We start from the raw sequence: 15,450 nt of genomic DNA, 5'->3' as shown, positions 1-15,450 counted from the left end.
CTATTTTTAAAAAAAAAGCAAGCATTCCAGAGGAATACTTGCTTTTTTTGCTATGGCTAATCTTTATTATTCTGCGTAGTAAGTAAATGTCTTATCAACTGTAGCTAGATTATCAAAATAAGTATATGAAGCACTAACAGGATAACCATCTTCATTATACTCGTAAGTAACTGCATCATCAGCTAATGTTCCACTAATTGGATTATTCTGATTTACTGATTGAATACCTACATTAATTGCAGCATAAGCAGAAGGATATAATTCGATGAAAGGATTATTTTGATCATCATACTCAGCAGTATAAATCTCTCCATATCGGTTTTCTTGAGTTACATTTCCGTTCTCAATAACAAATGTAATTTCATCAATCGCATTTTCATTTGTATGATCTGTACGCTTTTCTGATGTAAGATTCCCAGCCTCATTATAAGTATACTCATAAGTGAAATCAACCTCACCATCTATAGTATGCTCTGCGCTTACAATTCTACCATCTTCATAAGAATAGGTAGTTTCTTCATTTGTAGCTTCTACCTGACGTGCAATGATTTGATTTTTATCATCATAAACAAAAGTAGAAACAGTAGTAGTGATTGTACCCCAATCATCAGTTTCTTTTGAAATCTCAGAAACAAAATTTGCATCATTATAAGAATAAGTACTTACTGAATTTTCACCATATAAATCAGCAATGGTATAAGTTTCTAATCTTGTACCACTTCCAACTTCTCCACGTACGGTTACGGTTACGGTATATTCTTTTACAGAACCATCTTCAGCAGTAACGGTAAAAGTTTTAGCTTCACCATCAACGAAATCCACCTGCTCTCCAGATGCAGGAGTAATCGTTGCTCCTTCAGAAATCGCAATATTCGGAATGATATCTTCTAAGGATGTTCCAAAAGGCACGCTTACAGTGATATTGGTACCAAGATCATAGTTAATATCGCTTTCATTCACATTATTAAACGTAAGACTAAAATCTGTAATTTCAGCCAATGAAGAAGGCTGTACCGCATTATCATCATCGCTTGAACAGGAGGTTAAAGCTATGGCGATAAAAGCAAAAATAATTGAAAATGTTTTTTTCATGATTAAATGTTTAAGGTGTTTAAGTTATCTTAGGTTTATATACTTAGGTAAGCTGCAAGATAAAATCAGTCCCACCCAAAAGCTTTTCAGATTATAAATCAGGATTATTAATGATGGCATCATTGGGAAACAAAAGCGTATACCGCTCATCTCCTTCTTCTAGCGTATAGCTATTACCATTATATGTTTTTGTTATTTCAGGTTGTGTGGTTCTTCTTAGGTCATTCCATCGATGCCCTTCAATGGCAAATTCTCTTCTACGTTCTTTTAAAATTTCGGTCAACAGGCTTTCATTATCCAGCGTATTTACAAAATCCTGATATGCTGAAAATCCAGAAGGGGTATATCTGTTCTCTGCAAAATCAAGAAATGTCTCTTTGGCACTATCTGTTTTATTTAAATGAGCGAGAGATTCAGCTATAATAAAGTATAGCTCGGATGTCCTGTAGCTCACTTTAAATTTATTTTGAGCACTTTTCTTAGAGTGATATCGGCCATCATTATACTGTTCATAATAAAGTGCAAATCTCAAATCTGATTCCGGATCATAAGCTGCTATCAAATCATCAGATATACTTGATTTCGTTACAAGATCCAGATCAGCTACATTTTCCAGGGCTAAAATGGATTCCACTGAGTTATATTCTGACGGCATTATGGATGCATTATCGTTAAGATTTTGAATATCAGATCTTATACTTAATGCCTCTTCCGAAAAGGCTATCGCTTGTTCCCAGTCTTGTTGATACAAGGCTACCCGCGCCTGAAATGCCAGAACTGCTATTTTCGAAAACCTATAATTTAGCCCTTCGTCCTGTTGGTTTACATTCACTAAAGCTTGTGCTTCTTCAAGATCACTTAGAATTTGAGAATAGACCTCCTCAAGAGATTTTTTTGGATAGGCTTTTTCTGCATCATACACGGTAACTATAGGTACTGCCGGTTCATCGTTTGTAGCATTATTATCATAAGGCTTTGCATATAAATTAACCAGTTCAAAATATTGCATAGCTCTAAGTGCATAAGCCTCTCCCACTAACTGGTCAATACTGTTTTGATCGCCTTCAATGTTATTCTGATTTTCTATAATATGATTACAGTAGAAAATAATACTATAAAAACTGGCATAAGGAAAAGCTCTGGTAAGCGGACTAGCATTGCTATCATTCCATATAAAAATGTCTTCATATTGCTCAATTCCGGAAGCATTTGTATTTAATCGAAGTTCATCACTGCGATAGCTGGTTAAAATCTTACCAATATTAGTAATTGAATATGCAGAAGTTAGAAAACTTCTATAATCTTCTACGGTTTTTGGAATGACCTGACCAACAGGTTCTACTTCCAAATAATCATTACAGGAAGTAAGGCCAATTATTAATGTAAAAAAGTAAAGTAGCTTTTTCATAGTACGTTTTATAATCAGTATTATAAAGAGAGATTAAATCCTGCCGAGATAATTTTCGGAATAGGTTGTGCGTATAAGCTGCCATAAGTTTCAGGATCAAAGTACCCGTCGTAATCGGTTCCGATCACAAACATGTTTCGGGCTTCCAGATTAAAATTTAAACCTGAAATTCTCAGTCTTTCCAGTTGCTTTTTAGGTAGCGCATAGCTTAAACGAATACTACTAATTCGTATATAGGAAATATCCTTAAGCCATATATCCAAATCCCGATAGGTATTTCCGGCATCGTAGGTATTGTACCAACTATACAGGAGATTGGTATTGAAGCCTGGAGAATTAGCACCAATTAGCGCAGGATACTTTCCTGTACCGGCTTTTAAAATATCCGTATTATAATTAGAACCCGGCTGAGCCTGAGTAGGGTTGTAGGTTGGCTCGGCTCTTACGGTTTGTTTAATATTAAAGTTGGTTAAAACCCGAAGATCAAATTGTTTGTATGCAAAGGTATTTCTAAAACCACCGGTAAACTTTGGCATCCCATCACCCGCATAGGTATATAAGTTTCTGTGATCCTCTCGTGATAACTGACTTCCATCTACTCCTTCTTCCAGATTATAAAACTCTACCGCAGTTACTTTTCTTCCGTTTTGCCAGAATAACGGTAGTCCATTACTATCCAATCCGGCTGTTTTAAGCGCAAAAATAGCATTCACACTATAGCCTTTTAAAGAAGGTTTCAGGTTATTTTCCGGTATTTCAATATCTTCAACCACGCTTTTATTATGGGAAATATTTAATCCACTTGTCCATCTAAAGTTCGGGGTGTTGATATTGGTGGTATTAATTGATAATTCATATCCCTTATTACTTACCGTAGCCCAGTTTGTACTTATAAAGTTATAACCGTTCTCCAGTGGAATCGATCGTAAACCTATTAGATCTGTACTTTTTCTGGAGTAATAATCTCCGGTAAGAAAAACACGATTATTAAACAAGCTCATATCAAAACCGATGTTAGACGAAGTAGTTTTTTCCCATCTCAGGTTAGGGTTAGGTGCATTGGTTGCTCGTATAACTTCTTCATTGGTTCCCGGAAGTATCGAGACATTATCATATATACCAACAACAAAAGGAGAAGTAGATTTATCGATATTTCCCTGCACCCCGTAAGAAGCTCTAAGTTTAAATACATCTATGGCAGGAATATTTGCCATAAAATCCTCCTTATCTAAATTCCATGAACCCGCAAAAGACCATATTGGGAGGTATCTATATTTAGGATTTACACCAAATAAGTTAGAGCCATCATATCTTAAACTCCCAAACACGGTATATTTTCTGTCCAGGGTATACGATGCAGTTCCATAGAATGATGCAAACACATTCTCATTATAGGTCTTTTTATAGGTATCAAATAACGAATTCTCCAAAGCCAATTCATTAGTAATTGGAATGGTAGTGAGCGTATTGGAATTAAAACCGAATCCTTTTGTATGAATTTCAGTATTCTTGTTTTGTCTGAACTCGGTTCCCAACATCAGATCCAGCTCATGCCTTTTATTAAAAGTAGTGTTATAATTAGCGGTTGTTTTCCAGTTATACTGAAACACATCGGCGTTCCAATTTTGGATTATCCCACCTTCAGGCATAAAATAATCATAGCCTCCAGTTACACTGTATTGTGATCTTTGACGATATTTTCTGGTATAATAACTGTTTCTGTTACTGAATTTCTCCGTACTATTAAAATCCAACTGAAGACCTAATTGGGTAGAAAACTTCAAATCATCATTAAAATCATAATCAATATTAAAAATTGATTTTAAAGAATTCGCTTTATACTCATGATCTGTATTTCTTCTTTCTTCAATAACATTATAATTAAGATTTAGATCTGAGCGCTCTACCAGATCGGGATCATAAACATAGTTTCCATTCGCATCGGTTAATTGAAGATATGGATTTGCATGTCTGGCGTAATATGCCGGGTTTGTATAGGCATCAGCCCCTGTGATATAAGAAGAGGTTCTGTTTTGGCTTCCAAATAAAGCCACCCCAACCTTTAATTTATCGGTAATCGAAAAATTATCTTTAAGAGTTATATTAAAACGCTTTTGGCCAGTACCAATGGTTGTTCCCTGTTCATCAAAAAGACCTGCAGAGAAGTAATAATCATTATTTTCACTACCTCCAGAGATACTAAGTGTATATTGCTGATTTACGGCCATTTGGTATAACTCCTTTCCCCAGTTGGTATTCACATTTCTAAGCTCGTTAATGGCGTTTTGAGCTGCTGAGGAAATGGCGTCAAACCCATTATCCTGAAAAATATCGTACTGATTATAATTATTTAAAATTCGGGCAACCGCTCCCCTGTTTTGCTGATAAGTAAGATCCGATCTTCCAGCCAGGTACAGTTCAAAATCTACTTTTTGAGAAGAATCCATTAAATTCAGTTTACTGAAATCCGGTCGCTGCGTAACAAATACATTGGCATTGGTATTAATTCGCATGGCTCCCTTCTTACCTTTCTTACTGGTAATGACAATTACACCATTTGCTGCACGGGCTCCATAAATGGAAGTAGCCGAGGCATCTTTCAAAACAGTTAGGCTTTCTATATCTCCCGGATTCAGTCCGGCGATAGGCGAAGATTGAAGATTGTCAATATTATCTTTATCTCTAAAATCTTCCGGGATATCATCACCCTGCAATGGAATTCCGTCAAGCACCCATAACGGATCTGACGAACCATTTAAAGTGGCGATACCACGTATAGATATTTTTGAAGGAGCACCCGGAGCACCTGTTGTAGGCTGTACCATCACCCCTGGTAATTGTCCGGTTAACATTTGATCCACAGTCGCTACCCCCGCTTGCTCAATCTCAGATACATCAATTTTCGCATAAGACGATGTCGCCTTCCGTTTTTCAATTTTCTGATATCCCGTAATAATCACCTCATCAAGATTCTCTGAACTTTCCTTTAGGTTAATCTTTAAGTTTTGGGTATTATTCCCAAGTTGAATAGTTTTAGATTCAAACCCCATATATGAAATCACCAGAGATTTAATATTAGGATCGACCCTCAGTTCAAAATTTCCATCAAAATCGGTGGTCGTCCCCAGCATGGCTCCCTGAAGAATACCTTTCTCGTCCGTTTGATTGCCAATCATAGAGGAGGAAACATAGACAGAAGCTCCGACAACCGGCATTCCATCTTTATCTCCCACTACGGTACCAGAAACCAGAACCTGATCCTGAGCCATAAGTGCCAATGGCATAAATATTAACAAGTAGATTAATCTTTTCATTTTCTAATTATTAAGATTGTATTCTATTCGAGATATTAAATCCCTATAGTGTGCTTTAGTTATTTCATCTCCCTTATTTTTTTTCTTTTTAAGGAGCTTTAGTATTTTTTCAAGGGCATATCTTTTACTGGTACTGGCATCAGATACCCTTGGTATATAGGAGAAATGAACATTTTTAAAATTTCTAGAATCCTTTGAAACTGTGTTTTCTTTTGTTTTCTTCAGCAGTTCATTTCGATCAACTGTTAGTACATCCACATAATTCTTCTGGGTCATTCTATCGAATCTATTCAGCTCTTTATTTCTTGCTGTTTTTTTGAAAATGGCTTCAAAAAGCTGATTAAAGAGATACTCCTCGGTAAACACCTCTGTTTCCTTCTTCGCAAGAATTTCATTTTCCGTGATTCTCATCAACCGATCTGTTTTCAACAACGCGTAGATCATATTGGTCTGATAGATACGCTGCATGGAAACGGGCGAATAATAACGTTCTCCATCAGGCGCGTCCCTCACCGCAAATACTTTATCAATCATATCAGGTGTAAATAACCATTCCTGAGGAAGTATGGCATTTTCTACCAAATATTGCAGTGCTTCTTTTTGTAGTTGGGCAGGTACCGGCTGATAAGCTTCCTTTCCATCCCCATATACGGTATTATTGAGATAGATACCACCAATATTTGCCATTACATGTTTATTATAAAGTTCCCATTGATCTATGACTGCCTTATATAATTTCGAAGCTTTATAATAATCCTGTCCCTCTTCTCTTGTCCATTCCAGAATATTAGGCATTATCCGTTTAAGATTTTTAAGCCCATATTCACTAGCTTTTACAGCATTATCACCAAGATCTTCACTTTGTGATCTTGGATCAACAATACTCATTTGTTGGGCTCCATAGAAATACAACGGGTCATTTTCATGTTTACGGATCCATTTATTGGTAAGAGCCAATTCTTTATGTGCTGTTTCGGTTCCTGTCCATCTATACCCCCAATCAATTGCATACTTATCATAGACTCCGATCTTAGGAGTTATATCTACGACACTATCCTCCGGTTGTGCTACATAATTAAAACGTGCATAATCCATAATGGAAGGAGCTGTCCCTCCCATTCTTGAGGTAAAACTTTTAGATCGTAATGAATCTACCGGATAACTATAAGAAGCCCCCATATTATGTTTAAGACCAAAGGTATGTCCTACCTCATGAGAAGAAACAAAGCGTATCGCTTCTCCCATATGTTTTTCTGAAAAAGTATTTGCCCTGGCCGCAGCATCGATCACTCCAGTCTGTACACGAATCCAGGAATGAAGTCCTTTCATCAGGTTATGCCACCAAATAATATCAGACTCTAAAATTTCTCCACTTCTGGGATCAACTACTGAAGGTCCCATAGCATTTTGCTGTTCAGAAGCCGCATAGGTAATCACGGAATACCGCACATCATCAATATCGAAGTCTTTATCTTCTGCAGAAGGGATTTTCACCTGAACGGCATTTTTAAACCCGGCTTCTTCAAAAGCTACATTCCAGTCCAAAACACCTTGCTCAATGAAGGGAACCCATTGTTTTGGAGTAGAAGGATCTACATAGTAAACGATAGGCTTTTTAGGTTCTACAAGAATCCCTTGCTTATACTTCTGTATATCTTCCTCCCTGGGTTCCAATCGCCATCGGGTAATAAGCTTTCTGGATTCTACTTCCTGTTGCGTATCGGAAAAATATTCCATTGGGGTGGAAAAATATCCAATTCGCTTATCTCCGAATCGAGGTTTCATCACTTCTTTCGGCAGCAATACAATATTTGTTGTAACTCCTATAGAAAGTGGTAAAGCGGGACCACCACCTTCACTAACCGAGGTTGTAAGTAAAGATTTCGCAACGATATTTTTTGGAAAAGTCTTGACTGTTTCGATAAGGGATAAATTCGTTTTAATACTTCCGCCCAGACCGGTATTTGCCAGGACATCACTAAAACTTTTTTCTTTTCCACTAAAAATTTTATTGACTTTAAAAATACTGGAGGTTGAATCCGTATTTTGTGTGGTTATATCGAACTCCTCAATGATGGACTCACTGAAGTTATCTTTAACCGATAAGCTTATTGCGGCATTCTTTGGCGATTGCACTCTAGGGTTTATAGTTTTGACCCAGACTTTATTTCGGGTAGTATCTTTATAAAATCTAACCAGTTTGGTTTCAAAAGCCATCCCTTTATTAAGTCCGTGACCATTTAAAGCATAAGGAACACTGGAGATTTTATTTACAATGAGTAAATCCTGGGACATTAAGCTATCAGGTATTTCAAAATAATACTCATCTTCTATAGTATATATATTAAATAATCCTTTTCGTTGCTTTCCTTCCTTAAGAAACTTCTGATAATTAAGTTCATCACTATCCAGCTTTGTGGAATCTTCACTAGTTTCTTTAATCTCTTTTTTCTCCTTATTTTCCTTTTTTTCTTCCTGCGCATGAGCTCTTATTCCGGTACTTAAAAAAGCTACCAGTGTAATTACCGCCCATTGATGAATGTTTAAATTCAATAAGAATTTTTTCATGAAATAGATTATTTAAAGTTTAAATATCTATTTGCTTAAGTGTTAATAAAAACCAAATGGAGTGAACTCTTAAAAAAAAGGAGTGAAGTTTAGTATTAGGATAACAGAGGAAGTATGCAAATAAATTTATCTTCTACAATTTTTGTTTTAAAGCTATCAACTTCGTAATAATTATAAATATTCTTTAAATAAGTTAAGCCAATTTTATGACCTTCAATATTTTTTTTCTTTTTAGGTGTATAGCTATTAGCTACTATTACATGTGTGGCATGAATTTCAACTTCTATATCTAAAGGCTTATTTTTTGTGATTTCATTATGCTTTATTGCATTTTCCACTAAGGTCTCCAAAGCTAGTACGGGAATTTTTTTATATAAAATCAGATCATCACCGCTATGATCTGAAATCTTAATATTCAAACTATTTTTAAATCGAATTTTATGTAGAAAAATATACTGTTTCAAAAAAGCTAATTCCTTCTTCAGGCTGGTTAGATTATCATCTCTATTCTCCAATAAATAGCGATAAACATCAGCAAGTTGCAGTACGAATTTCTGAGAAAGGTTTGGTTTGGTCTCAATAAGGTAATGCAATGAGTTCAGCGTATTAAAGAGAAAATGTGGGTTAATCTTCTTTTTGAGCTGACTAAGCTGCAATAGCGCATTTTCCCGTTGATAGTTTTCGTTTGCGGTAGCCAAATGTTCTTTTTCTTTTAGCACCCGTAAATTCTCTCTATACTCTTTTTTCAATTGAAACCTAGCAATAAGCAAAAGCAATATGAAAGTAATAAAAGCTAAAAAGCTAATCCAGGAAAAATACTGCTGTATTTCCCCGGTTGTATCCTGAAGATCGAAGTACATAAAATTAGCGACCACGATCAAGGCCTGATCCCCAATAATCACTTCGTCAAAATAGCGTACGATGTCCAATCCTAGATATTGCGAAAATCCATTATCTATCAGCACCTCGCTATCAGGCTGGTTAAAGATGTCTGAAATAGCAAAGGAATCAAAATACGAGGGTATTTTGATTCCAATATTTTCAACTTCGGGATGCAGCAGACATATCCCATTTTTATTAAAAACGCTGGTATAGGAAGTACGTCCCTGATATTTTTCTGAGTAATATTTCCAAAAGGCCTTTAAGTCAACATCATATCCAACAATGATAGTTGTATCTTTATTTCTCTGAAAAACATACGCCTTACGGTTAAGCACTTTGTCACCAGTATTGATTATGGTATCTAAAGTTCCTTTAGGAGCTTGTAACAATATTTTTTTGTACGGAACCGACTCCTCACCGAGTTTTTCATCTGGTCTTAAATGTTCCGTTTTTTGAATCCCGTCCGGCGTGATGGTATATATATAACTACTGGTATTTACCGCGTTCGATAAAGCTAAATCACTTACAAAATGCAGTTTGTTGATTAAGCTACTTAGAGGAACATCTGAAGAGTCTTCAATAATATTTTTGGAATAGTTTAAAAAACTGTTCAATTGTAAAAACTCCGAAGCTATATTATTCTTTTTAGAATACAGGTCTGCCAGTCTTACATCTTCCATCAGATCGGAAGCCACAGAAGTTATTTTTGGGGTAATTAAAGAGCTTCCTATAAAAAATGCTATAATAATCAGAACGCTTAGATAGAAATACTTTTGATGTTTTCTAAAGCGTCTTAAATAATTAATAAGTTCCATTTTAATGATTTAACCACTCTTTAAAAGCGTTGATATTCATTGAGCTTATTAAAATAGGGTCATTACTACCGGGAGATGGGTTTAATTCAATTTTCAGTCGATTTTGACTGTATTTCACAATTGATTTAATGGCGTTATGACTAATAATAAATTTCCTGTTGATCTTAAAAAATTCTTTTGGCGCCAGTTTATCTTCTAAATTTGAAATCGTACTATCATAAAGATAAACTTGATGCTCCCTTGTAAACAGAAATAGAGATTTATTTTCTGCCATAAAATAGGCAATTTCTTCGCTTTTAATCGATATTAATTCTTCACCCTGAGAAACCAGGAAACGATTTTGAATTTTCGGGGATTGAAAATCCGGCAAAGTTGTTTGAATTCGTTCCAATAAACTCTCCACTTTATCGGATTCCCTCTTATCTCCAACAAAGTTCATATATTTTTCCAGGGCTTTATCGAGTTTCTGTCTATTGTAAGGTTTAAGAAGGTAATCAATAGCAAAAAACTGGAAAGACTGCACCGCGAAATGATCAAAAGCAGTGGTAAAAATGATGGGGATTTTAATATTTAATGCATTGAATATTTCAAAACTTTCTCCATCACCAAGGCTAATATCACTAAAAATCAGATCACATGAATGATTTGCAAACCATTCTTTAGCCTGTTTAATATTCTCTAACCTGGCCGCAATTGTAATGTCATATTTTGACTTCAACAATAAACTCTCTAAGGAATCTGCGGCTAAATCTTCATCTTCAATAATAACGACTTTCATTGTAGGGGTAGTAAGCGTTTTAAATATTGTCAAATATCGTGTTAAGTGTTGATTCCTAAATATCTATTCACATTAAAAGCTTGGCAATATTACTAAAAACTCATGTGTATCAGTGGTTTTAAAACTTGAAATTTCTGAGTTTTAAGAATATCCCCCATTGAACTAACTAATATTCCGAATTTTTCAATACTTCTCTCAGCGAAATTGTTTTCAAATTCTAATTTCCAAATGCAGTTGATGTTATGATAAGCTCTAAAGCGTATTTAATTTTCCTTAAGTAATGCCTATTATTTTCTTTTAGAAATTGAATACTAGATATTCCTACTTATCTTAAGCTTGTTCATCTATGGGACACTGCTTTAAAGTTTCAGCTGTTTTATTTCACCCGCAAAAAAAATTTAAAAAAATAAAAAAGTTCCTGTTTTGGATTGTTTTATTAGTTTATAATTCTCCCATACTACTTCATCGAAGTTAGAGCAATATTGATTTTGAACAATATCTATTTCATAGCACAGTACCACTACTTGTCCACTGCCTGTCCATATATGGGACATGTTTATAAAAGGTTTATTTATTGTTTATTATTAAAGTTTAATAAAAGAGACCAATTTTTGAACAACAGCTGTCCAGAATTTGATCATTCCCTGGTCAATTTTTGATCAGGAAGTGTATCAAATCTGAACATGTACACTACTGATCCTATTTTCGGACTACTAGAGGGATGGTATTGGAGATACCCCCAATGTTTAAGCTCCCGAACCAACTTATGATACGTTGTCCGGGAGCGTATTTTAGCCAATCCCATCACCTGCTGACTATTGACCATCAAATTCCTGGGAAAATGCTTTTGATTCCACAGCTCAAAAAAGGCCAGATAGAGGCTACGATGTGATACCGCGATGCGATCATCTCTTGCAAATCTCCGGAGCACGGCATTAAGATGGCGTATATAATTTACCTCACTCATTTCTTCTGAATTTCTGTGGCGATAATCGTTTTCACCTCCCGGTATATTTTCTGAAAATTCGATTCCAGTTCTTCCGGTGTCACTTCATGTTTAGGCGTAGGCAATTCTTTTGACCATTGGGGAGCTGCGAATTTCACCTTTCGATCTTTCCCGTCTGAGAAAGTTACGAACTGTCCAGGTTTTAATCGAAAGAAAAGATCTGCCCTGATCTTAGCCACTTCGCGTTCACTTTTGGTAGTTCGGGTATCAAAATTCAGGTTATCACTTTTACTTACGCTAATACTTTTACGCTTTACGATCTCAAAAAAACTTTCGTAGTATTTTGCGGTTTCCGGATCGTTCACCTTTCCGAAGAACTGGTAAGACAAATTACTCAGAATGGCTTTTCCTGCTTCCCTACCGTATAGGATATCATTCTGGATCTTATCCTGGATGACATAAACTGTCGAAATATTATAGCTTCTTAAGGTAGCCGGAATACGCTGCATATTCAGTAGTCGGATCGTAGAAGCCTCTTCCATAAGAATAAAAGAACCCAAACGATCATGCACACTCATTTGTTTGGTGATGCTATGAATAACAGTGGCGATGATAGGAGAATAGGCTGATTCGAATTTTGGATTATTCACTACGGAGATCACTCCCGGATTTTCTGCATTATTAATATCCAGTGGAATCTCATCTTCAGAAAGCACCATAAAGATCCGTTGGGTACTAATCTTTTTAAAAGCATTAGAAAGAGTACTTTTAACCGCTGCGGTTTGGCGTTCCGATTCCACACCATTGATAAAAGCATTGGCCATCGCCTTTGAGGTGAAATTAGAACTCAACAATTCCACCAGTTCATAGGTAGTACATTGTTGGAATATGGCAATCATATGAGGAAGCGTACAATAATGAGGATAATCTGTTTTCAATTTCCAGATCAGTCCCCCGATAATTCCTTCCGCAGCATCATTAAAAAACTTCGAACTTCCCGAAAAGGAACTTTCTTTCTTTTCCAGTAGATTTTCCAGCAGCACCCTTGAAATTTCGTTTACACTCTCTTCATCCAGCATATAACGTGGAGCAATGGGATTCACTTTATGAAATACCCGATCAAAAGAAATCAGGTAAAAAGGGAGCTTACTCTCTTTAAATAAGGGATAGGCAATTCTGGAGAGTTCAAAATTTTTATAATCATGAATAATCCCACTAAAGCTATGACGGCTAAAATGTCTAAGAAATTGCGCCACGACACTTTCGGTCTTTCCACTTCCTGCCGCCCCGATAATGGACACCCCGCGCCGGATATCTTTTAATTTCATTGAACCCGAAGAAAGGGGCATCCGAAAGACATATTGTTTTTCCGGTTTTCCTTTTCCAACATGGAATAATAATTCATACATAATTGCATTAATGATCATAAGGGGCATCACTAAACGCGTCCACACCAGCACGAACATATCAAAATCAAAACCTTTTGAAAAGCTGATTAATAAGAGGGTAAAAATATAGCCGAGATTAATGGCATTTCCCCAGGTCGATACTTTAAGGCTGAAATAGAAGATAATCACTGATACAGTGATAAAAAAAGTAAGAATATACAAATTGCTAAACATAACTGATAGGTTTTAATAGCCGATAGAGCTAGCTTTAATACCGGCTTCGATTATTTTTTTAAGTTGTTTATACGCAAACCCCACTTTACTTTGGGGCAGGTGTAAAGCAGGCAATTGCATTCCTGCTTGTCGGATCATTTTAAAGGCAAGTTTTTTCTCGTTAACTCCGAGACTCCTTAAGGACATAAAATATTGTTTAGGGTTTTTACTCAGGAGTTTTCTCGCTGAGTAGCTTTCCACATAGTTGCGATTGTATTGGAACATTTTATCAAAAGCCTTTTCCGAATGCTGAAAAAACCGATCCCGTTCAAAACCCCGTTTCACCAGTTTCCCATGCATCTTCACTTCGGAAGCCTTATACTTACTTCCCGGAGACAGGCTATAGGAGTTGGAGGCATCTTTACGGCTTACAATAATATGGATATGACTTTGCAGGCCTTCCTTTTTCATTCCCGGTTCCACCATCTGCCCTTTAATTTTGTATGGCGCCTCGCGGATCAGTTTTTGAATCTCATTCTCTATTTTTTGAGTATTTCCGGGCATCTCTCCTCGAGCTACTTTTCGAAGCTCATTTTTGAGATGTGCTATTTGTTTCGAATAGGGCTTATTCTCCCGGATAGCGATATCATTCGTCTTATAAGATCGCTCCTGTTCAATTTTCGCGAAATATTTAATATCATCAATAGAAACCGGCCGACCGTTTATTTCCCGGTGAAAGGAACTCGCATATTCCTTCATCGCTTCCCGAACAAAAGCTTTAAGTTTTTCAGGATTGTTTTGAATATGTTGTAATTCATAACGGCTGGGATTAATAGTGATCGAATAATATTTAGGTTCTTTCAATTTCAGTCGATCCGTATTCCCATCAATCTCTTTGATCACCTGAAACGGTTTGATTCCATCTTCCTGTTGATTAAAGAAAAATTCCTTTTCCGAGGGATCTTTCCCCTGGTTTTCTTTTTCCAGATAGTTCACAAAATCCCCTGCACTTTGCGAAAAAGCGCCACCAAGCTTTTGAGGGGAGATCGTGATATACATCTTAAGTTTTATTAAGTTTTACGTTTTATCGCAATTTTAAACTGCTCGAATTCCGTTCTGGGGATATCCAGTTTCAGGTAATCCGCTCCAAAGGCATTCCCTTTAATTTCAACCTGTTGAAGCAGGTATTCCAAATCCTTTTGGGTAGCTTTTAAGGTCTCCTGCAATCGGGCAATTTCCAATTCCAGTTGTTCTCGGCTTTGCTCACCCGGTACAGCTTTTTGCTTTTTTTCTTTGATCGATGCCGCTGGCAGGTTGCGACCTTCCAGTAATAATTCCAGCATCAGGAATCCCGGTTTTGTTTGCGTCTTTTCAATATTTTTCAGAATAGCGATCACCGCATCAATTCTTTTTTTGATAAGCTGCTCGAGGCTCACTTTGGAGGGCACCAAGCTTTCAAAAGGCGAGAGGTTATTTTTCTCAAAAAAGTCCAGAATCAGATCCAAAGTTTGGGACTGATTCGAATTGTTTTTCTTTGAAAACTCCCGAAACCTATTAGCGGTATGAGCTTTCACCTGAAGTCTGGATTTTGCGGTCATGGCTAGTCTTTTTAGTTTTAGTGGCTATTCTCTTCCTGTATTTTCGGGGGTTTTTAGAGCATTGTATCCATCGGGGTGGCTACTTTTCTGCCTAAAAATTTTAAAACACACCGAAAAACGGGGCTTTTGACGCCTAAGAAATCGAACAACACCGTGAAACGTGTTACCCTCTTGCTATTCGATTTCGTCCCGAACACGGGACAAAATTTTCATACGTATTGGTTTACACCAAGCGCATTATTAGAATTAGAATTGAAAAATTCCCCGGACAATTATGATCCGGGGAATCAAAAAAGTGAAAGTCAAATACGGTAATTAATACGGCATATAAATAGCAATATATCAACACTTTAATTTACAAAACATATAAATACAAATAATATGAATTCAACATTTGATTTGCTATGAATTGCTGCTATTTGTAGCAAAAACGGGGAAATCTGAGAAA

The 15,450-nt window shown here is 36.3% G+C and carries 9 protein-coding genes; all 9 read right to left on the bottom strand.

Features of this window, described 5'->3' with window-relative positions; genetic code table 11:
- Positions 1–66 precede the first annotated feature (66 nt).
- The 9 genes from PBT91_RS00255 to PBT91_RS00215 all read right to left on the bottom strand — a co-directional run bounded on the left by PBT91_RS00255 (position 67) and on the right by PBT91_RS00215 (position 15,002).
- Entirely contained in the window at positions 67–1,092 is a 1,026-nt protein-coding gene (locus PBT91_RS00255; RefSeq protein WP_270059809.1) for a hypothetical protein, read from the bottom strand.
- 91 nt (positions 1,093–1,183) lie between these two features.
- On the bottom strand, positions 1,184–2,500 hold the full coding sequence (locus PBT91_RS00250) for a RagB/SusD family nutrient uptake outer membrane protein (protein WP_270059808.1): 1,317 nt from the start codon (positions 2,498–2,500) through the stop codon (positions 1,184–1,186).
- A gap of 20 nt (positions 2,501–2,520) precedes the next feature.
- On the bottom strand, positions 2,521–5,814 hold the full coding sequence (locus PBT91_RS00245) for a SusC/RagA family TonB-linked outer membrane protein (protein WP_270059807.1): 3,294 nt from the start codon (positions 5,812–5,814) through the stop codon (positions 2,521–2,523).
- Between the two features lie 3 nt (positions 5,815–5,817).
- Positions 5,818–8,382 carry a zinc-dependent metalloprotease gene (locus PBT91_RS00240; protein WP_270059806.1) on the bottom strand — a complete coding sequence of 855 codons (2,565 nt, stop codon included), beginning with the start codon at positions 8,380–8,382 and terminating at the stop codon, positions 5,818–5,820.
- A 95-nt stretch (positions 8,383–8,477) separates the two neighbouring features.
- Entirely contained in the window at positions 8,478–10,079 is a 1,602-nt protein-coding gene (locus PBT91_RS00235; protein WP_270059805.1) for a sensor histidine kinase, read from the bottom strand.
- A 1-nt stretch (position 10,080) separates the two neighbouring features.
- On the bottom strand, positions 10,081–10,857 hold the full coding sequence (locus PBT91_RS00230; RefSeq protein ID WP_084842321.1) for a LytR/AlgR family response regulator transcription factor: 777 nt from the start codon (positions 10,855–10,857) through the stop codon (positions 10,081–10,083).
- 963 nt (positions 10,858–11,820) lie between these two features.
- On the bottom strand, positions 11,821–13,425 hold the full coding sequence (locus PBT91_RS00225) for a type IV secretory system conjugative DNA transfer family protein (protein ID WP_270059804.1): 1,605 nt from the start codon (positions 13,423–13,425) through the stop codon (positions 11,821–11,823).
- Between the two features lie 12 nt (positions 13,426–13,437).
- Positions 13,438–14,463, bottom strand: a complete 1,026-nt coding sequence (mobB, locus tag PBT91_RS00220; RefSeq protein WP_270059803.1) for a MobB family relaxase — start codon at positions 14,461–14,463, stop codon at positions 13,438–13,440.
- A gap of 11 nt (positions 14,464–14,474) precedes the next feature.
- Positions 14,475–15,002 (bottom strand): BfmA/BtgA family mobilization protein, encoded by a 528-nt coding sequence (locus PBT91_RS00215; RefSeq protein WP_270059802.1) that lies wholly within the window; start codon positions 15,000–15,002, stop codon positions 14,475–14,477.
- Positions 15,003–15,450: the final 448 nt, after the last annotated feature.

The organism is Zunongwangia sp. HGR-M22 (assembly GCF_027594425.1).
Taxonomy (GTDB): Bacteria; Bacteroidota; Bacteroidia; order Flavobacteriales; family Flavobacteriaceae; genus Zunongwangia.
Note: the sequence above shows the minus strand (reverse complement) of the source record. Positions and strands in the feature narration are given on the sequence as shown.

Excerpts from the sequence above, each read along its gene's own strand:
- PBT91_RS00255 (WP_270059809.1), bottom strand. The coding sequence starts at position 1,092 with ATGAAAAAAACATTTTCAATTATTTTTGCTTTTATCGCCATAGCTTTA.
- PBT91_RS00250 (WP_270059808.1), bottom strand. The coding sequence starts at position 2,500 with ATGAAAAAGCTACTTTACTTTTTTACATTAATAATTGGCCTTACTTCC.
- PBT91_RS00245 (WP_270059807.1), bottom strand. The coding sequence starts at position 5,814 with ATGAAAAGATTAATCTACTTGTTAATATTTATGCCATTGGCACTTATG.
- PBT91_RS00240 (WP_270059806.1), bottom strand. The coding sequence starts at position 8,382 with ATGAAAAAATTCTTATTGAATTTAAACATTCATCAATGGGCGGTAATT.
- PBT91_RS00235 (WP_270059805.1), bottom strand. The coding sequence starts at position 10,079 with ATGGAACTTATTAATTATTTAAGACGCTTTAGAAAACATCAAAAGTAT.
- PBT91_RS00230 (WP_084842321.1), bottom strand. The coding sequence starts at position 10,857 with ATGAAAGTCGTTATTATTGAAGATGAAGATTTAGCCGCAGATTCCTTA.
- PBT91_RS00225 (WP_270059804.1), bottom strand. The coding sequence starts at position 13,425 with ATGTTTAGCAATTTGTATATTCTTACTTTTTTTATCACTGTATCAGTG.
- mobB (WP_270059803.1), bottom strand. The coding sequence starts at position 14,463 with ATGTATATCACGATCTCCCCTCAAAAGCTTGGTGGCGCTTTTTCGCAA.
- PBT91_RS00215 (WP_270059802.1), bottom strand. The coding sequence starts at position 15,002 with ATGACCGCAAAATCCAGACTTCAGGTGAAAGCTCATACCGCTAATAGG.